Source organism: Bacillus sp. 5RYD7K (assembly GCF_059831465.1).
The window spans coordinates 3,178,671-3,197,230 of record NZ_CP191200.1; the positions used below are offsets into that span (position 1 = coordinate 3,178,671).

General features: G+C 46.0%; 22 protein-coding genes. All 22 read right to left on the reverse strand.

Annotated elements, in window-relative coordinates:
* From ACQE26_RS15555 to fliG, 22 genes are read right to left on the reverse strand one after another with little or no spacing between them, the layout of a single operon-like run.
* A complete protein-coding gene (locus tag ACQE26_RS15555; RefSeq protein WP_489202334.1) occupies positions 1–1,068 on the reverse strand; it encodes a protein-glutamate methylesterase/protein-glutamine glutaminase in 1,068 nt (355 codons plus the stop codon).
* On the reverse strand, positions 1,065–1,958 hold the full coding sequence (locus ACQE26_RS15560; RefSeq protein WP_500470016.1) for a MinD/ParA family protein: 894 nt from the start codon (positions 1,956–1,958) through the stop codon (positions 1,065–1,067). The genes ACQE26_RS15555 and ACQE26_RS15560 overlap by 4 nt, the downstream gene beginning before the upstream one ends.
* Complete coding sequence (flhF, locus tag ACQE26_RS15565) at positions 1,955–3,046, reverse strand: flagellar biosynthesis GTPase FlhF (RefSeq protein ID WP_500470017.1); 1,092 nt, start codon at positions 3,044–3,046, stop codon at positions 1,955–1,957. The genes ACQE26_RS15560 and flhF overlap by 4 nt, the downstream gene beginning before the upstream one ends.
* Entirely contained in the window at positions 3,046–5,079 is a 2,034-nt protein-coding gene (flhA, locus tag ACQE26_RS15570; RefSeq protein ID WP_500470018.1) for a flagellar biosynthesis protein FlhA, read from the reverse strand. Before flhA ends, flhF begins: the two co-directional genes overlap by 1 nt.
* Before the next feature lie 33 nt (positions 5,080–5,112).
* Positions 5,113–6,192 (reverse strand): flagellar biosynthesis protein FlhB, encoded by a 1,080-nt coding sequence (gene flhB / locus ACQE26_RS15575; RefSeq protein WP_060962786.1) that lies wholly within the window; start codon positions 6,190–6,192, stop codon positions 5,113–5,115.
* Entirely contained in the window at positions 6,192–6,971 is a 780-nt protein-coding gene (gene fliR / locus ACQE26_RS15580; protein WP_016936110.1) for a flagellar biosynthetic protein FliR, read from the reverse strand. Before fliR ends, flhB begins: the two co-directional genes overlap by 1 nt.
* A 6-nt stretch (positions 6,972–6,977) precedes the next feature.
* On the reverse strand, positions 6,978–7,247 hold the full coding sequence (gene fliQ / locus ACQE26_RS15585; RefSeq protein WP_013352270.1) for a flagellar biosynthesis protein FliQ: 270 nt from the start codon (positions 7,245–7,247) through the stop codon (positions 6,978–6,980).
* A gap of 14 nt (positions 7,248–7,261) precedes the next feature.
* A complete protein-coding gene (fliP, locus tag ACQE26_RS15590; RefSeq protein WP_016936111.1) occupies positions 7,262–7,927 on the reverse strand; it encodes a flagellar type III secretion system pore protein FliP in 666 nt (221 codons plus the stop codon).
* A complete protein-coding gene (fliZ, locus tag ACQE26_RS15595) occupies positions 7,920–8,573 on the reverse strand; it encodes a flagella biosynthesis regulatory protein FliZ (RefSeq protein ID WP_060962787.1) in 654 nt (217 codons plus the stop codon). Before fliZ ends, fliP begins: the two co-directional genes overlap by 8 nt.
* Before the next feature lie 14 nt (positions 8,574–8,587).
* Positions 8,588–8,950, reverse strand: coding sequence for a chemotaxis protein CheY (gene cheY, locus ACQE26_RS15600; protein WP_003154238.1), 363 nt, complete (start codon positions 8,948–8,950; stop codon positions 8,588–8,590).
* 26 nt (positions 8,951–8,976) lie between these two features.
* Positions 8,977–10,113, reverse strand: coding sequence for a flagellar motor switch phosphatase FliY (fliY, locus tag ACQE26_RS15605; RefSeq protein WP_060962788.1), 1,137 nt, complete (start codon positions 10,111–10,113; stop codon positions 8,977–8,979).
* Entirely contained in the window at positions 10,103–11,101 is a 999-nt protein-coding gene (fliM, locus tag ACQE26_RS15610) for a flagellar motor switch protein FliM (protein WP_047475000.1), read from the reverse strand. The genes fliY and fliM overlap by 11 nt, the downstream gene beginning before the upstream one ends.
* 33 nt (positions 11,102–11,134) lie before the next feature.
* Positions 11,135–11,554 (reverse strand): flagellar basal body-associated protein FliL, encoded by a 420-nt coding sequence (gene fliL, locus ACQE26_RS15615; protein WP_016936115.1) that lies wholly within the window; start codon positions 11,552–11,554, stop codon positions 11,135–11,137.
* On the reverse strand, positions 11,551–11,766 hold the full coding sequence (gene swrD / locus ACQE26_RS15620; RefSeq protein ID WP_003154243.1) for a swarming motility protein SwrD: 216 nt from the start codon (positions 11,764–11,766) through the stop codon (positions 11,551–11,553). Before swrD ends, fliL begins: the two co-directional genes overlap by 4 nt.
* Before the next feature lie 39 nt (positions 11,767–11,805).
* Complete coding sequence (gene flgG / locus ACQE26_RS15625) at positions 11,806–12,582, reverse strand: flagellar basal body rod protein FlgG (protein WP_016936116.1); 777 nt, start codon at positions 12,580–12,582, stop codon at positions 11,806–11,808.
* A gap of 24 nt (positions 12,583–12,606) precedes the next feature.
* A complete protein-coding gene (gene flgD / locus ACQE26_RS15630; RefSeq protein ID WP_047475006.1) occupies positions 12,607–13,038 on the reverse strand; it encodes a flagellar hook assembly protein FlgD in 432 nt (143 codons plus the stop codon).
* Complete coding sequence (locus tag ACQE26_RS15635; RefSeq protein ID WP_500470019.1) at positions 13,039–14,382, reverse strand: flagellar hook-length control protein FliK; 1,344 nt, start codon at positions 14,380–14,382, stop codon at positions 13,039–13,041.
* A gap of 6 nt (positions 14,383–14,388) precedes the next feature.
* Entirely contained in the window at positions 14,389–15,015 is a 627-nt protein-coding gene (locus tag ACQE26_RS15640) for a MotE family protein (RefSeq protein WP_500470020.1), read from the reverse strand.
* Positions 15,016–15,026: 11 nt separating this feature from the next.
* Positions 15,027–15,470, reverse strand: coding sequence for a flagellar export protein FliJ (fliJ, locus tag ACQE26_RS15645; RefSeq protein ID WP_016936120.1), 444 nt, complete (start codon positions 15,468–15,470; stop codon positions 15,027–15,029).
* 5 nt (positions 15,471–15,475) lie between these two features.
* Positions 15,476–16,792 carry a flagellar protein export ATPase FliI gene (gene fliI, locus ACQE26_RS15650; RefSeq protein WP_500470021.1) on the reverse strand — a complete coding sequence of 439 codons (1,317 nt, stop codon included), beginning with the start codon at positions 16,790–16,792 and terminating at the stop codon, positions 15,476–15,478.
* Positions 16,789–17,541, reverse strand: a complete 753-nt coding sequence (gene fliH / locus ACQE26_RS15655) for a flagellar assembly protein FliH (protein ID WP_489202340.1) — start codon at positions 17,539–17,541, stop codon at positions 16,789–16,791. The genes fliI and fliH overlap by 4 nt, the downstream gene beginning before the upstream one ends.
* A complete protein-coding gene (gene fliG / locus ACQE26_RS15660) occupies positions 17,534–18,550 on the reverse strand; it encodes a flagellar motor switch protein FliG (RefSeq protein WP_003154256.1) in 1,017 nt (338 codons plus the stop codon). The genes fliH and fliG overlap by 8 nt, the downstream gene beginning before the upstream one ends.
* Positions 18,551–18,560: the final 10 nt, after the last annotated feature.

An 18,560-nucleotide genomic window follows, 5' to 3' on the forward strand; every position in this document is an offset into this window, starting at 1 on the left:
TCACACCCTCTCTTTTTTCACACATCCGGTGATGGATGCCGCGATTTCTTCCACATGTTTAATTTCATGAATGAGGCCCGCTTTTATCGCTGACTTCGGCATCCCGAACACAACACAGGATTCGTCGGATTCCGCAATCGTTTTAACGCCGCCTGTTCTGAGCATTTCTTTTACGCCTTCGGTTCCGTCGCTGCCCATGCCGGTCATAATGACGGCTACCTTTTCATAATCGGACAATCGGCTTGCCGAACGAAACAAATAATCGGCCGACGGTTTATGCCGGCTTTCCGTATCATGAACGTCAAGAATGATGCGGAGCCTTCCGCCTTCCTCGGCAACCGTCATATTTTTTCCGCCGGGCGCGATGTACACCCATCCATCTTTAGCCTCTTCACCGTTTTCCGCTTCCTTCACCTGAATATCTGACAAATGGTTCAGCCTGTCTGCAAGTGAAGCGGTAAAGCCTTCAGGCATGTGCTGCACGACAAATACAGGCGCCTGTAAATCCTTCGGCAGCTTCGGAATCACCTTTTGCAAAGCCCGCGGTCCGCCTGTAGAGGTCGCAATGAATACGGCCTGCTTAGCAGATTTTGCTTTCGGCCTCTCAAATCCCACAGCAGCCGGACGTTCCGGGGTGAGGGGCTCTTTCACCGCCGGCTCAGTTTCTTTTGCGAGGGACAGTCCCGCGGCAATCACCCTTTCAATCAGCTGTTCTTTAATTTTATAAAGATCAAGTGAAATCGCTCCGGAAGGCTTGGTGATAAAATCAAAGGCACCCATTTCCAAGCAGTTGATCGTTCGGTCTTTTCCTTGCTGCGTCTGACTTGATACCATGATTACGGGAAGTTTGTATATGCTGATGATTTTCCGCAATGTATCCGTTCCGTTCATGACCGGCATTTCAATATCAAGCGTGACAACATCCGGCTTGAGAAGCTCTATTTTTTTCAGCGCTTCTTCCCCGTTTCTGGCTGTCCCGATGACTTCTATCTGCACTTCCGCAGCCAGAAAATCGGTAATCATTTTTCTCATAAAAGCTGAGTCATCAACGACAAGCACACGAATCACTGTAAAGTCCTCCTCATTAAAAAAGAAGATAATCTCTCAATAAATGCCGGTTTCTCTTCTCTTGGTTTGTTTTCTTCCGTTTGAAACAAGACATCCGTCAAAAGACGGACGGACTTGCTGGCTTTTGCTTGAGGACTTTTTATTAAAAAAGGCACCTGGTCAATGACAGCTTGACTTACCAGCGGATCATCCGGGATGGAGCCGGCGAAACGCACCTCCGCGCCTAAAAACGTGTGAATCGCGTAAGAAAGACGGCTGTACGTGTCCAGCGCCTGTTTTTGGGTCCGGGCGCGATTGACGGCAATATTTACGGTCAGCCGCTCATCCGCGAGGGTGAGATGTTTGATCGCGCTGTAGGCATCCATAATTGCCGTCGGCTCAGGCGTTGTCACGGCGAGAATATCTTCTGCCGATAAAATAAACGGCAGCTGTTCTTTTGAAAGTCCCGCTCCCATATCAAACAGAACGTAATCAAAATCGCTTAATACAGCGGAAAGACCATTCATAAATGCTGACCACTTCTCTCTGTCAGCTTGATAAATCGCCTCAAGCCCTGATCCTCCGGATATGTAGTGAAGGCCTTTCGGACCGGAGGACAGTGATTGAGCCAACGCGTACCGATTCTCCATCACATCAATAATAGTGCGTGCAGATGCCGCACCGATCAGCACATCAATGTTGCCCATCCCGATGTCAAGATCAATGATGAGTGCTTTTTTTCCTTTTTCCTGCAGGGCAACGGCCATGTTTAATGTTAAATTAGATTTTCCGACGCCGCCTTTGCCGCTGATGACGGCTAATGTCTTCGCTTTTTTTTCATACAGCTCCGGCTTGGCCATTTGCCGCTGTCTCATTTTTCTTCTTAATGACTCTGCCTGATCGGGTTTCATGTCAAAAGCATCCTGACAAATTCTTCTGGTGAAGCCGACAGGATGTCTTCAGGCACATCTTGTCCATTTGTCAAATAGGCGGCCCCGATTCTCGATTCAGAAAGCACTTGAAACACGGAGCCGAGTGAGGCGGTTTCATCCGTTTTCGTAAAAATGAATTGATTGACCGGCACACCGGAAAATTGTTTCAGCACCTGTTTCATATCTTCATATTTTGCAGATGAAGATAATACGAGAAAAGATTGTAAGCCTGCTTCAAACGGAATCATCTCTTGCAATTCCGTAATATACTGCTCTTCTTTAAAGTTTCTTCCGGCTGTATCAATGAAAACATGGTCATATTCAGCGAATTTTTCCTGCGCCTTCAGACAGTCTTCTTTTGAATAACATACTTCAAGAGGAGCCTGAAGCAGCTCCGCATATGTCTTCAGCTGTTCGACTGCGGCAATCCGGTAAGTATCCGTCGTCATAAATGCAATTTTTTTGTGCTCTGTCAGCGTTGATGCGGCTGCAAGTTTTGCAAGTGTGGTCGTTTTGCCGGCCCCGGTTGAACCGAAAAGCACGACGTATTTTGATTGAATCCCTTCCTGCCACCTGTCTGCTGAGGGGAGTTTTTTCACTAACAAATCCTGCAGTTTCGGGCTGACATTGTCTTCAGTTAAATCACCGGTGGCAATCGAAGAACGCAGCAATTCACTCAAAACGGCGTTTTGCGTGTAATCAGGAAGACCTGCTTGCTTCAGTAGTCTCTCGGCTTTTTTTATTGGTTCGGGGAGCACTTCTTTATAACGCGCCAGATCACCGGATGCAGCATGATCCGGAAGACGCGGCGGCTGAACAGGCTCGGCTTTTTTCGCCGTTTCCGTCTTTTTCATGTCTTCATCGGCAGCCGGCGGCGTTTTTCTCGTTTCTCTGACGTCACGATCTAAAACAGCGACCACTTCAACAGCCGGCTGTGACCGCAGCCCAAGCCATTTTCGCTTCTTTACTTGTTTGGAATGTAAAATGACGGCATCGTTGCCGAGTTCCTTTTTAATTTGCTTCGCGGCATCCTGCATTGAAGCGGCTGTAAATTTTTTTATTTTCATTAAATATCCACCACTCCAATGCTCTGTACTTCAACGTTTGCTTCCAGCTCATTATAAGAAAGAACCGGAAGATCAGGGAAATAGCGTTCTAACAGCTGTTTTACATACATTCTGACAGCAGGCGAACAGAGAAGAATCGCCGTCTCCTGCCGGATGGAAAGCTGCTCGGCCTCTTTAGCGACAGAACGGATGATACTATCTGAAACCTCAGGATCAAGCGACAAGTAATTGCCCTGTTCAGTCTGCTGCACGCCGTCTGCAATTGCTTTTTCGACCCGGCCTGAGCATGTGATGACTTTCAGCGTTTCATGCTCTCTCGCATATTGGGCCGTGATTTGTTTGGCAAGCGACTGTCTCGCGTATTCCGTCAAAAGATCTGAATCAGTCGTTAATCTTCCGTAATCGGCAAGTGTTTCAAAAATGGTCACCAAGTTTCTGATTGAAACTTTTTCTCTCAGCAATTTAGCAAGCACCTTTTGAATATCGCCGACAGAAAGAGGATTTGGCGTGACTTCCTCAACAAGCACAGGATAATTTTCCTTCAGATGATCGATCAGCTGCTTTGTTTCCTGTCTGCCGACCAGTTCATGGGCATGCTGCTTAATTTTTTCCGTAATATGCGTAGATACGACTGACGCCGGATCAACAACTGTATACCCCAGCATGTCCGCTTCATCTTTCGCAGCTTCGCTGATCCATTTTGCGGGAAGCCCGAATGACGGTTCAATCGTTTCAATTCCTTCAATCATGTCATCTTCAGGCGTCGGTGACATCGCTAAGTAATGATCAAGCAGGAGCTCTCCTTTAGCGACTTCATTGCCTTTAATTTTCAATCTGTATTCATTCGGCTGAAGCGCGATATTATCCCTGATGCGCACAACCGGAATGACAAGCCCTAATTCAAGCGCCAGCTGTCGTCTGATCATGACAATGCGGTCAAGAAGATCACCGCCCTGACCAGCGTCTGCGAGCGGTACCAGGCCGTATCCGAACTCAAATTCAATCGGATCAATATGTAAAAGCTGCACAACGCTTTCCGGGCTTTTCAGTTCATCCGCCTGAGCCTCTTCTTCAAGAATTTCTTCCTCTTCTTCGCTCGGCTTATCCGTTTTGGACAGCTTATAAGCGCCGAATGCAAGCAGACCGGCAATCGGCCCCGTCAGCAGAATGCCGATCGGCGTGAGAAGACCAAGCAAAAGAACAGTTCCCGCGGCTACATATAAGAGCTTCGGATAAGCGAACAGCTGGCCTGTAATATCATGACCGAGGTTCCCTTCAGATGCCGCTCTCGTCACGACAATCCCCGTAGCCGTTGAAATAAGCAAGGCCGGCATTTGAGAAACGATACCGTCACCGACCGTCAGCATTGTAAAGTGAGAAGCAGCTTCTTGTATGCTCATCCCCTGCTGCAGCATGCCGATTACGATCCCGAAAATAATATTGATCATCACGATGATGATACCCGCGATCGCATCCCCTTTGACAAATTTGCTCGCACCGTCCATCGCGCCGTAAAAATCCGCTTCCCGGGCGACTTTTTCACGTCTGTGTTTCGCGTCCTGCTCCGTAATCATGCCGGCGTTTAAATCGGCGTCAATACTCATTTGTTTTCCGGGCATCGCATCGAGCGTAAATCTCGCCGCCACTTCCGATACCCGCTCGGCGCCTTTTGTAATGACGATAAACTGAATAATAATCAAGATTATGAAGACAACAAGCCCTACCAGCACATTTCCGCCGACAACGAAATTCCCGAATGTCTCAACAACCTTTCCCCCTTCTCCGTGAGAAAGGATCGAACGAGTCGTCGACACATTGAGCGCAAGCCGAAACAGTGTCAATAACAACAGCAATGACGGGAATATCGAAAATTGCAGCGGTTCTTGCATATTCATTGTGGTGAGAAGCACGATCAACGCAAGAGAGATATTAATGATGATCAATATACTTAACAACCATGGAGGGAATGGAATCACCAGCATTGCCACAATGAGGACAACACTTATTAAAACCGATAAATCTCTTGTTGACATGCTGTTTTTCTCTCCTTTTGAATCTGAAATTCACTATACTTTTTGTTTTGTTTTATAGACATAAGCCAAAATTTCCGCAATGACTTTGAAAAACTCTTCCGGTACGGCCTGGTCGATGTCAACCTGATCATATAACGCACGCGCGAGCGGCCTGTTTTCAATCGTCATGACCTCATGTTCTTTGGCGATCTGCCTGATTTTTAATGCGAGATGATCGACCCCTTTGGCAACAATGTAAGGGGCATCCATTTTCTTTTCATCATATTTTAGAGCGATCGCATAGTGGGTCGGGTTGGTAATGATGACGTCAGCTTTCGGCACTTCCTGCATCATTCGCCTCATCGCCATTTCCCGCTGCTTCTGCTTAATTTTGGACTTGATAATCGGGTCGCCCTCCGATTTTTTGTATTCATCTTTTATATCCTGCTTTGACATTCTGATGTTTTTCTCATAGTCAAAACGCTGATATAAGTAATCGAGCCCGGCCAGCAGCATTAAAGCCCCTGAACCCGCAAGCCCCATCCAAAGAGTGAGCTTAGATACGAATGTGAGCACTTCCGCAGGCGTTAAAAGCGGAAGGCGGAGAATATCGCCATAATGCAGCCAGAGCACCATAAAGGCGGCAAAACCGACTACGGCAATCTTCAAAATCGATTTAACCAGTTCAACAATCGCCCTCATGCTGTATATCCGCTTAAATCCTTTCAGCGGGCTGAGCTTGTTCAGGTCAGGTTTGAGAACTTCCGCAGAAAACAGAAAACCCACCTGCATGTAGTTGCTCACGACACCCGCCACAAGCGCGACCAGCATAATCGGCGCAAGGATGAGGCTGATATCTTTCACTGTATCCACAAAAAGCTCATGTACGTTAGACGCTGACAGATCTAATGCTATCGATTTCGTATAAAACGTTTTAATAAAGGACAGCAGCCTGTCCCGCATGTAAGGGCCGAGCGCGATCAGCGAAAGAAAGATAATCAGTAAAGAAACGGCTGTATTCACATCCGTACTTTTCGGGACCTGACCTTTCTTTCTTGTATCTTTTCGTTTTTTCGGGGTGGCTTTCTCCGTTTTTTCACCGGCAAAGAATTGCAGATTCAGTCTGAGTCTCATCACGTCACACCGACCAATGCCAATAAATTTCGCATTGTTTCAACGGTAAGGCTGAAGATATTGCGGACGAGGACAAACATCACCGCCATACAAACGATCAGCATAATAAAACTCACGGCTATTTTAAGAGGAAGCCCGACAACGAAAACGTTCAGCTGCGGCACCGTTCTCGCCACAATGCCAAGCGCCAAATCAACTAAAAACAGACTGGCTACAACCGGCGCAGACATTTGAAAAGCGATAATAAACATGGCATTGAAGCTTTTTGCGATAAAAAGTCCAAAGTGCTCATTTCCAAACGACGGAAATGCCTGATCAAGCGGAATATACTGAAAGCTGTAATAAATCCCGTCCAATAATAGATAATGGGCGTTTACGCTGAGCATAAATAACAGCGCCAGCGTATAAACGAATTGGCCGATCAGCGGGCTTTGCGTTCCTGATTGCGGATCAATGACATTCGCGATGGAAAAACCCATCTGAAAATCAATAAAGGAACCCGCGATCTGAATGGCTGCCAGCATCATGAAAGCAATCAGCCCGAGGCTCAAGCCCACAACGGCCTCTTTTATAACAAGCAGCATATACTGTTCCCCTATGTCAACTGACGGCGCATGTTTCAGCGTACTGAAGCAGATCACCGAAAGAAAGAAAGCAAAACCGATTCGGTGAACCGCCGGCAGATTCCGGTGCCCGAAGATCGGCACCGTTACAAAAAAAGCAGAAATTCTAATAAAAACCAATAAAAAAGCGGGAAATAAATCAATGATGGAATTCATTTGATTCTACCCTGCAAATCGGTTCAGATGAGAGAACAGATCAGTTGTAAACGAAAGAATCGTCGACAGCATCCAAGGACCGAAAAAGATCAGTCCGAGCATTACCGCCACGATTTTCGGAATGAACGCAAGCGTCTGTTCCTGGATTTGAGTTGTCGCTTGAAAGATACTGACGAGCAAACCGACGATCAGCGCGATCGCTAGCAGCGGCCCGCAGATCATCAATGTTACGTATACGGCTTTTTCCGCCATGGAAATTACAAATTCTGAACTCACAATTAGCACCTACCCTAAAAGCTGTCAAGCAAAGATTTCACGATTAAATACCATCCATCGACCAAAACGAAAAGCAATATTTTAAAGGGCAGAGAGATCATGACCGGCGGAAGCATCATCATTCCCATTGACATTAAGACGCTCGCCACGACCATATCGATAATTAAAAACGGAATGAAAATCATAAAGCCCATCTGAAAAGCGGTCTTGAGTTCCGAGATCGCATAAGCGGGCACCATCGTCGTCAAAGGAATATCCTGAATCGATTCGGGCTTTTTCATTTTGGCGTAGTTCATAAACAGCGCCAGATCCTTTTGCCTTGTATGCTTGCTCATGTATTCTTTAATCGGCTTCTCGGCTTTTGTATATGCTTCATCGAGACTGATTTTGTTGTTCATCAGCGGCGTTAAGGCATCCTTATTAATCTCTGAAAAAGTCGGAGCCATAATAAAAAACGTCAAGAACAGCGCAAGACCGATTAATACCTGATTCGGAGGCATGTTCTGCGTCGCCAGTGAGGTTCTCACAAAAGACAGGACGATGACGATTCTCGTAAAGCAGGTCATCAAAATCAAAATACCCGGAGCCACTGAAAAGACGGTCAAAAGCAGCAGTAACTTAACAGTAGAACTGACTTCGGTCGGACTGCTTGAATTAAAAAGATTAATAAATTCATTCATGATGATACGGGCCTTTCTTTTTTCCTTCAGAACGGCTTTGTTTCAGCTCGCTCAGCTGTTCTTTCAGCGCTTTTGAAAACGACGGAAGCATCGTTTGCGGCTTTTTTTCTCCATCCTTACGCGGCTTTACGAGTTTGTTCCATTCCACTTTTGAGGACATCGCCTCTTCGTATTGGCTCAGAATCGCCTCGCGCTCTTTTTCATCTTCAATTTCTTTTAAAAGCTGTATCGTCTCGCCGACACCGACCACAAGTACGCTGTTTCCCACTTTAATCAGCTGCACGGAACGGTTTTGGCCGACTGACGTTCCGCCGATATTTTCTACATATTGAAACGGCTTCAGCAGACGGTTTCTTTTATTCATCAGTTTGACAAATCCATAGATCAGCAGAATGACAAATAATAACGCCCCAATCATCTTTACAAAATCAAAAGCGGAGACAGAAGATGCAGAAGCATCCCCTATCTCTTGATCAGCCGTTTGTTTCGATGTATCGTTTTTTTTCTCTGTTTTGTTTGTTGATTGTTTGTCAAACCATTCGTTGACGGTGGAATTATCAGACTCCGCCGCAAAAGCAGGGAACGGATGTACATTGAGTAAAACGAAACAACAAATCAAAGCTAGTAAACCATGACTCTTTTTCAACAGTCGTACACCCTTTAGCTTAATGTTTTATTAATGGCTTCAAGCACGCGGTCCGCTTGGAACGGCTTCACGATAAAGTCTTTTGCGCCGGCTTGAATCGCGTCAATGACCATTGACTGCTGGCCCATTGCCGAACACATGATGATTTTCGCCTGCGGATCGATTTGTTTAATTTCCTTTAATGCGGTAATCCCGTCCATTTCAGGCATTGTAATATCCATTGTCACAAGGTCGGGTGAATGCTCTTTGAATTTTTCGACCGCCTGTGCTCCGTCTGAAGCTTCAGCTACAACGTCAAAACCGTTCTTCACCAAAATATCCTTGATCATCATTCTCATAAATGCTGCATCGTCTACAATTAAAATTCTGTGTGCCATAATCTGTTTCTCTCCTCTATGTTCGCTTATTTTAAATTGTTAAGGCGGTCAGCCTGACTTAAAATGTCAGTAACTCTCACGCCGAAGTTTTCTTCTATGACAACGACCTCGCCCTTTGCTACGATCCGCTGATTGACCAGGATGTCAACGGGTTCACCCGCCAGCTTATCAAGCTCAATTATGCTTCCCGCAGAAAGTTCAAGGATTTCTTTGACGCTTCTCTTCGTTCTGCCGAGCTCGACCGTAACGGAAAGCGGGATATCCATCAGCATATCAAGGTTGTTTCTTGAACCGTGCGCCGCCGCTGCATTTTGATCAAACGCCTGGAATTCCACCGGAGCGACTTGAACGGGAGCAGCTTTTTTAGCGGTTCCCTGTCTCTTCGGAAGCTCGGGTTTTGCCTGCGGTTCCTGCTGAACGGCCGGTTCCTGCTGTGGCGTTTCGTATGTTTCCTGCGGTTCTGACACGGTTTCTGCGGCTTCTGCCACAGGCTGATCTGTATTCATCAGCTCCGCGATCAGATCCTTCGCAAACGTAAGCGGATAAAGCTGCATGATGCTCGAATCGATTAATTCACCGACTTTCAGGCGGAATGAAACTTTTACAAGCAGGTCATCCTCCGGTATTCTGTCCGTCCCTTTTTCTTCCGTCACATCCAGAAGTTCAACCCGCGGCGGAGAAATGTCGATCTTTTTACTGAATACGGTCGACATCGACGTAGCAGCCGAGCCCATCATTTGATTCATTGCTTCCTGCACGGCGCTCAGGTGGATTTCCCCGAGTGACGGATCGGCGCCTTGGCCGTCTCCGCCGATCATCAAATCCGCGATGATGGCTGCGTCGCTTTGTTCTACGACGAGCAAATTGCTGCCGTCAAATCCTTCTGTGTAGTTCACTTCAATGGCAACATACGGATGAGGAAATTCATCACTGATTTTGCTTTTTGAAATGACGGTCACACTCGGTGTCGTAATGTCCACTTTTTGATTTAAAAGAGTGGACAGCGCCGTAGCCGAGCTGCCGAATGAAATATTCCCGATTTCTCCGATCGCATCGCGCTCAAGTTCAGACAAGTTCGCCTTTTGAGGCTGTTCTGTATCCTCTTGACTTCCTGTGCCATTAAGAAGAGCATCGATTTCATCTTGAGATAATCTATTGTTCATCTTGTTCACCTCTTATGTCGTGATCTAAAATTTGCACTGCCTGTCTTCGATTCACCCGGCCGGCCTGCCCTAAAAACTTCGGTTTGTTTCCGACCAATACAGTAAGAGGATCAGTCACTGATTTGTCCAGAGTTATACAGTCCCCGGCTTCCAAACTTAAAAATTCTTCTATTGTCAGTTCAGAAGCTCCCAAGAGAGCTACTACGGGAATTTGTGCCGTCATGATGCGCTTTTCAAGCAACTTTGTTTCTTCGGGCTTCGCTTCATTCCGATCTGATTGCATCCAATAATGTACGGAAAGCTTAGGGATTATCGGCTCAAGCACGACATGGGGAATACAAAGATTAATGACACCGCTGATTTCACCGATCTGCGTATTGAGAGAAATGACCACGACGGTTTCATTTGGCGAAACCATCTGTACAAACTGAGGATTCACTTCAAATTCAGTCATTTCAGGATCAATATCAGCAATGGATTGCCAAGCTTCTTTGTAGTTGCCCAGTGCATTTTCAAATAAATTAGAAATAATGTTCGTTTCTATTTCCGTAAGATTGTCAGCTTTGTTATGGGTGATGCCGATGCCTCCCATGACGCGGTCAAGCATGGCGTATGCGATGGTGGGATTAACCTCCATCATGATCCTGCCTTCCATCGGATGAACATCGAACAAATTCAGGATCGTCATGTTCGGTATGGAGCGGATAAATTCTTCATACGGCACCTGGTCAACTGAGCTGACAGATATATGGATATACGTTCTGAGCTTGGCGGAAAAGTGTGTTGTGAGAAGCCTCGCAAAGTTATCATGTATCCGGGTTAAACTCCGTATCTGATCTTTCGAAAACCTGAGCGCCCGTTTAAAATCATATACTTTTACTTTTTTCTCTTTAACTTCCTTTTTCAGCTCTTCCGCATCCGCCTCACCCGTCGAAATGGCTGAAAGCAGTGCGTCTATTTCATTTTGAGAGAGAACTTCTCCTGACATTTTCTTCACCTCCGTATTCTGTCAAATTTGTTTTTATTGCAGATTAAAGGAGGTAATGTACACTTTCTGAACTTTTCCTTCTTGGAGATAGCTGTTTACTTTTTCTTTTAAGGATTGTTTAAACGCTTCTCTTCCTTTATCTCCCTCAATCTCTCCGGCGCTTGTATCGGCTAAAATGGAAATGATGTTGTCTTTCACCTGAAAATCGCGTTTTTCTAGTTCTTCCTTCGCTTTTTCCGAGTCAGTTTCAAGCTTGATGCCGATGCGGATGATGCTGTCGGACTTTAAGTTCGTCGTGATATCATCGACAGACACAGTAGCTGCAACGACTTCATCGATTGTAGGCTTTTTGTCTTTGTCTGAATGTCCGCTGACGACAAAATATGCTGCCGTTCCGAGGCCGGCAACGACAATTAAAATAATCAGCATAATAATGACTAATTTTTTTTTCATTCTTCTTCCTCTATTCCCTGATCCAGTGAAAATATTTGTATGCTATGGTAAAACGAAATGACTTTTTTAAGAACTGCTTCTTCCGGTTCTTTCACTACGAACTTTTTGCCGTTGGACAGCGTAATCGTCGTGTCGGGGAAGCACTCAATCTGTTCGATAAACAGCGCGTTCAGCGTAAAAGGCTGGCCGTTTAAACGGGTGACTTGAATCATTCAATCCGGAGAAGCGGCCTTACCGCCTCCCCTCCCTCCTTACCGTTTCAGATTAACCAGCTCCTGAAGGATTTCATCTGAAGTCGTAATGATTTTTGAGTTTGATTGGAAACCGCGCTGAGCAACGATCATTTCGGTAAATTCATCTGTCAGATCAACGTTTGACATTTCAAGATAGCCTGCCAAAAGCTTACCTGAGCCGTTTTCGCCCGGAGCGGTGACAGCACTCGCAGCTCCTGAACTTAATGATTGTCTGTAAAGGTTTCCTCCGATTTTTTCCAGACCGGCGCTGTTAGGGAACGTGACCAGACCGATTTGTCCGGCATCATGAACCGCATCCCCTGCATCAGTGTATGTAACGGTTCCGTCTGCACCGATACTGTAATCTTTCGCGTCAGTCGGAATATTGATTTTGCCCCCGCCGATTTTTTCAAGGTAGTAGCCGTCAGTCGTAACAAGGTTGCCTTTATTGTCCTTCCCAAAATTCCCCGCACGTGTGTAAACGATTCCCGCACCTGTATTAATCTGAAAGTAGCCGTCTCCGTCAATGGCTAGGTCGGTTTTATTCTGTGTAGCCTGCGGGGCGCCGGTTGAATGAACGACATCAATGGAAGAAGTCGCGGCACCCAAGCCGATTTGTTTTGAATTGGTCACGTTTGAACCGCCGGCGACTGTCTGGCTGATCAAATCTTTAAACGTAACGCGGCTTTTCTTAAATCCCACTGTGTTGACGTTGGCGATGTTATTGCCGATTACATCTAGTTTTGTCTGAAAGTTTTTCATGCCGCTGATACCGGAATATAATGAACGTAACATGTTAAATTCCCCCTGGGTTTCTTTTTATTTAGATGTTTCGCTGACGGCCGTGACATTCCACGGACTGACCTCTTTGCCATTTTCAAGCACGAGCACGTAATTGCCGTTTGAATGCTTGACTGAATTGACTGGGCTTGTCTGATCCTTCCCGTCGCTGTCGCTGAATGTGACATTTTTGCCGATCCAGTTCACATACATCGTAAACGGATCTTGATTTTCTACAAATTTAGTCATCGTCGTATTCATATTCATCATTTGCTCCAATGAAGAAAATGTCGCCATCTGACTGATGAATTCTTTGTCATCAACCGGATTGAGCGGGTCCTGGTTCTGAACCTGCGTCATTAAGATCTTTAGAAATTCGTCTTTCCCTAAATTCGTGCTGCTGTTTACGGCGGCGGTGCTCTTCGTATTAGAAGCGCCCGCTGCGGCATAATCCGAGTTTACAGAAGTCAACTATTCTTCCTCCATTTCATTGAGAGAAAGCTCCTCCAGCATATCTCCGAAATCACCTGACTGCTGCTGGTTTTTCTGCTCTCTCTGTCCCTGCTGCTGCTGTTTATTGTGATCGGCTGTCTGACCGTAAACCGGCTGCTGATCCCCGCTTTGAAGCGGGACGGTAAAACGGTCGATTTGGACCGACATATTCGGAAGCGACTGTTTCAGCTGAGGAAGATGCTGTTCCAGCAGCTCTTTCGCAGACTGGCTTGATGCGATTATTTTGCTTTGAAACATCCCGTTTTCGTTTGTCACCTTAATCGTGACAAAACCGAGGTTCTCAGGATTAAGACGAATCGTAAAGCTTCCGGTCGTTTTCCCGAAAGGCGTGTATTTCATCTGTTTCCAGCCGCTGATGACCTGGTCTGTTAACGGTTTGTTTTCTGCCGGCTGCTGTTCAGCTCCTGCGGACGCTTGCTGAATGCCGGCAAGACTTCTCGTTCCCGAAAACAGTATATGCTCGGACAATTTGCTGTCAGATGGTTTCACGTGAGAAATCGTGCCGCCGTTTTGCTGTTCCGTTTTCCCGGCTGACTCTTGGGACGATTCAGATGATTGAGATAACACAAAAGCTTTCAGCTCAGTTTCAGCCATATTCCATTCCTTTGTTCCTTTTTGAGAAAGGCCCGCAAGCTGCTCAGCGACGCTTTGAAAGCTCTTCAGCTCAGCGGTAGACATAGAATAAAGCTTAGATGCAGATTCATTTTTCGGAAATAGCGTCTGCCGCAGGTCTTGAATCACGCGGTCCGGTACGCCTTGTTTTTTCAACGCCGCTAATAAACGGTCACCTTCCTGATAAACCGCCTTTGCCTGTGCGCTGTCCGGCTGATTCTCTTGGTGCGCAAATAGCTGGGCTGCGGCTTCTTGAATGAAAAGGAGGCCCGTTTCAAGCGCGTCTCGCCCGGAATCCCCTTCATTAGCGGGAGAACCCGGCTCAATCCTTTCAGGCTTCACCCCATGCCGTTTGCCGGCTAACATGGCTTCAACAGATTCAGCAAGCTGCTTCAATAAAGGAAGAGCGGTTTCAGCCGGTTGCTTTCCTTCAAGGGCTTTGACCGCCTCAAGCAGCTGTTTCAGCTGAAGTTCTTTATCTTCCGGGCCGGCTTTCAGCCAATCACCGATTTTCGAGAGAGCATCATTCAGCTCTGCATCACTTGTTTTCGCCTCATCTCCGGGCTTCTGTTGAGAAGTGATTTCCGACAGAAGCCGGTTCTGAAATAGGCCTAAGCTGTTTACATTCATCTTCACATTGCTGTTTTGCGCAGTCTGCGTGCGATTCCCCGTTATTTCAAGCAGCTTCAACTTACATCACTCCTTATTTCCGTCAGCGGATAGTTTTTCTGTATATTTAGCCGCTTGTTCAGGAGTCATTTTCGTCAAGATTTCAGCAAGCTGCTTTTTACTTAGTCCGTTTAAAATATCGAGGGCTTCTTTTTCTTTCAGCTTTACGATAATGCTTGCCGCTTTACCGCTGTCCATACTTTTATAGATATTGATCATTTTATCTTTTCCCGCTGAACCTGAAGCGTCTTTTTTCGTTTCATCCGTTTTCTGCTGCTGTTCCGTTTTCTGCTGCTGTTCAGCTTCCTGTTTCAATGAACGGATTTTCTGGTTCAGATTGTCGATTTCGGATTTGCTTGTGTCCAAATCTTTATTTAAAATGTTGATTTCACTTTTTTGTTCCTTTATGGTCTTTTCAAGAGAAGCCGTTCGGTCTTCCTTCTGCTTTTCCGCTGTGCTTTTTGTTTCTTTCGTTTCGGGAACCAATTCTTTTAAAACAGGCGTTTTTGCGGCTGTTTCCTGAATCGGCTTCATCACATCTACGCCGGCAGCCCAAAGGACTATGCTTGCAACGATGATCAGAAAAATCAGCGGGATAATGATAAAAAGCAGGATTGAACCGAACTTTCCAGATCCCTTTTCTTTATCGGCCATTTTATTCGCTCCTAATGCCCCTGAATCATAAACTGCTTGATTGAAATATCGTCCATTTCCCTCATTTCTGCAGCTTTGTCTTCAAGAGCAAACATATTAAATTGTTTTTCCCGCATTTTTTCAAATTTCTTTACTTCAATGTTTTTTTCGGTGAGCTGTTCCTGCTTCTCATTCATTTCATTTCGTTTCATAATGACAAGTTTTTGATAATGATAGATGGTATTCTCAAGATTGGAGACGAATTGCTGATAATGTCTCATTTCCTGAACGCTCATCCCGCATTTCAGCTTTGATTCTTTGTCTTTTTCGAGCGATTCTTTTTTGCTCATATTTTCATATAGTTTTTCAGCCACTGTTTCAAATTCAGAAACCGATTGTCTGTATTCAGACAATGTTTGGTCTTTTTCATTCTCTTTTAATTCCAGCAGCTTTTGAAATCTGAATTGGTACGCCACGATGTTTATTCCTCTTTTCCTGTCATACTCGTCAATACCGCAATACTGTCTTCCAATTGAGCAGGTTCTTCAGTTCCTTGTTTTAAAAATTGAATGAGCTGCGGATAAAACTGAATCGCTTCATCAATTTCTCTCGATGACCCTCTTTTGTAAGCCCCGATATTAATGAGGTCTTCAGAGTTTTGATAAGTTGACAGAAGATCGCGGAATTTGTTGGCCGCCTCTATATGCGCGGTGTCTGAAATATTAGACATAACCCTGCTGATGCTCTTCAGGATATTCACCGCCGGGAACTGCCCTTTGTTGGCAAGCGCCCGATCGAGAACGATATGCCCGTCTAATATACCGCGCACCGTATCGGCAATCGGTTCATTCATGTCGTCTCCGTCAACGAGAACCGTATAAAAAGCGGTTATCGTCCCTTGTTCATTCGCACCCGTTCTTTCCAGCAAACGGGGCAGAATAGCGAACACGGAAGGTGTATATCCTTTTGTTGTCGGCGGTTCCCCCGCTGCCAGCCCGATTTCACGCTGAGCCATCGCAACCCTCGTGACGGAGTCCATCATGAACATGACATTCCGGCCTTTATCACGGAAATATTCCGCAATGGCGGTCGCTGTATATGCCGCTTTCAAACGCATTAATGCAGGCTGATCAGAAGTCGCGACTACGACAATCGAGCGTTTCAAGCCTTCTTCGCCTAAATCCTTCTCAATGAATTCCCGCACCTCGCGCCCTCGTTCACCGACGAGTGCGATGATGTTTAGATCTGCTTCGGTCTGCTTTGCGATCATTCCCATCAAAGTGCTTTTTCCGACTCCGCTTCCGGCAAAAATTCCGATTCTCTGCCCTTTTCCTACTGTCAGCAGACTGTCAATCGACCTGACACCGACACCCATCTTTTCCCTTATCGGCGGCCGTTTCATCGGGTTTGGCGGCGGCTGTTCCGTCGAAACGGGAGACAATCCTTTAGGAAGCGCCCTGCCGTCAAGAGGCTCACCGAACGCATCAACAACCTGTCCGATTAAACCTGCGCCTACTTTGATACGGAGAGACTCGCCGGTAGCCTCCACAATGCTGCCCGGGGCAATGCTTGCCGCTTCCAGATAAGGCATTAACAGTATGTTTTCATCCTGGAAGCCTACAACCTCAGCTTTAATCGCTTTTTTTGAATGACCTTTCGGATAAATGAGACAAACATCTCCGATCGAGCTTTCGGGCCCTTTTGATTCAATCATCAGCCCGATAACACGTTTAACCTTACCGTAGCGTTTGTACGGATCCGCTGTTTCAATCGAGTCTATTAAATACTGTGTCTTCATTGCTCCGCTCCTGCCTCAAGCGCCGTTAAAAGCTTTTGCTTTAATTGCATCAGCTGGGTGTCTATTCCTGCATCCACCCGTCCGAACGGTGTTTCTATGGAGCACGTTCCCTTTGCAGCTTTTTCATCGGCATACAAGCTTAACCTGCATTCTTTGTACAACAGCTGCTGAATTTCATCCATATGCTGATGAACCGTCTCATAATATTCCGGGTCCACATAAATGGAAATGTCATCATAATCTTTCACTTCGGCTATTACCTGTTTGACTAACAGAAGAAAAGCTTCTTTATCATCACTTTTTTGCCGCCAAACTTTTTTAGCGAGCGCAACGGAAAGCTCAATGATTTCTTCCTCAGCGCTTTCCAGCTTTTCCTCGACTGACTGTCTGGCCATTTCCATAACGGCATTGGCCCGGCTGATGAGGTCTGCGTATTCGGCCTGAGCCTCAGCTTTTCCCAATGCCATGCCTTCGTTATATCCTTCTGCCTTTGCCTCTTCTATCAGTCTTTGTTTTTCATCCGCCCAGCGGCTTTTCTCTTCCTCAATCTGCCGGAGGGTGTACTCCAGCTGATTTTTCGCTTCTTCAGATACCCTGTCGGCTTCTGCTTTGGCAAAAGCCATGAGAACCTCAGGATTTTCTTCCTCCAGGCCGAGCTGGGGATGCGTTTTCCTGACTTCCTGCAAGGAAAGCTTGCGCCGTTTTTGTTCAGGAGAAAATGATGATTGCTGTTTAATGATATTAGACAATAATATCGTCTCCTCCGCCTCGCGCGATTACAATTTCACCGGCTTCTTCAAGCTTACGGACGACGCCCACGATTCTTGATTGCGCCTCTTCCACATCACGCAAACGCACAGGCCCCATAATTTCCATTTCTTCTTTAAACGTTTCAACCATACGCTGTGACATATTGCTGAAGACGATCTCTTTGACTTCCTCGCTCGCAACCTTCAATGACAGCAGGAGGTCGTCATTTTCAACGTCTCTGATCACGCGCTGAATCGCACGGTTATCAAGGGTGACAATATCTTCAAAGACAAACATCCGTTTTTTGATTTCATCCGCCAATTCAGGGTCTTGTATTTCTAATGAATCAAGGATCGTTTTTTCAGTTCCTCTGTCTACGCCGTTTAACACTTCAACAACGGCTTCTATGCCGCCTGTCTGCGTATAATCCTGCGTAAAGGAGGAGGACAGCTTTTGTTCAAGGACCCGCTCCACTTCATTTATGATTTCAGGAGACGTCCTGTCCATAACCGCAATCCTTCTCGCCACCTCAGCCTGAACGTCCGGGTTCAGCTCAGACAAAATCTGTCCGGCCTGCACCGGGTCAAGGTAGGATAAAATCAGCGCCATCGTTTGCGGATGTTCCTGCTGAATGAAATTCAAAATCTGTTCGGGCTCCGCTTTTCTTGCGAAGTCAAACGGCTTTACCTGCAATGAAGAGGTCAGCCTGTTTAAAATGCTTACCGCTTTGTCTTCTCCGAGCGCTTTTTCAAGCACTTGGCGGGCGTAATTTAAACCGCCTTGAGAAATATAATCCTGAGCGATTGCGATATTATGAAATTCTTCAATGATTTCATCTTTTCTCTGATGATCGACGCTTCTGACTCCCGAAATCTCGAGAGTCAATCTTTCAATTTCTTCTTCAGACAAATGCTTGTACACAGAGGCTGATACATCAAGACCTAAGGAAATCATGAGGATGGCTGCTTTTTGTTTTCCTGTAAGCTTGTTCTGATCACGTTTCGCCATTTTCCATTCC